Origin of the sequence: Bacteroides sp. AF25-5LB (assembly GCF_003602965.1) — a bacterium.
Classification (GTDB): Bacteria; Bacteroidota; Bacteroidia; order Bacteroidales; family Bacteroidaceae; genus Bacteroides; species Bacteroides uniformis.
Genome location: NZ_QTMC01000050.1, coordinates 353 through 620, shown reverse-complemented (window position 1 = coordinate 620; position 268 = coordinate 353). Strand labels below are relative to the sequence as shown.

Sequence of the window (268 nt, the reverse complement as noted above, 5' to 3'; positions counted from 1 at the left end):
TGAACGACCCTTCGGTGGTGATGCATCTGGTTTACATAGACGATGTGGTGGACGAGCTTATCTCTGCCCTGAGCGGCATGGAACACCGCAACGGGGATTATTGCGAAGTGCCCGTGGTACATACCATTACCTTGGGCGGCATTGTGGAACTGATAAGGTCTTTCAGGCAAATGCCCGGTACCTTGTCCGTCCCGGATTTGAGCGATGCCTTTACAAAGAAACTCTATTCCACATACCTCTCATACCTGCCTGAAGAACGGTTCAGCTA

1 pseudogene is annotated in these 268 nt (G+C 51.1%); it reads left to right on the top strand.

What is annotated here, in order from left to right:
* Positions 1 to 268 (top strand): annotated as a pseudogene (locus DWY57_RS21490) (capsular polysaccharide biosynthesis protein CapF); the annotation flags it as partial.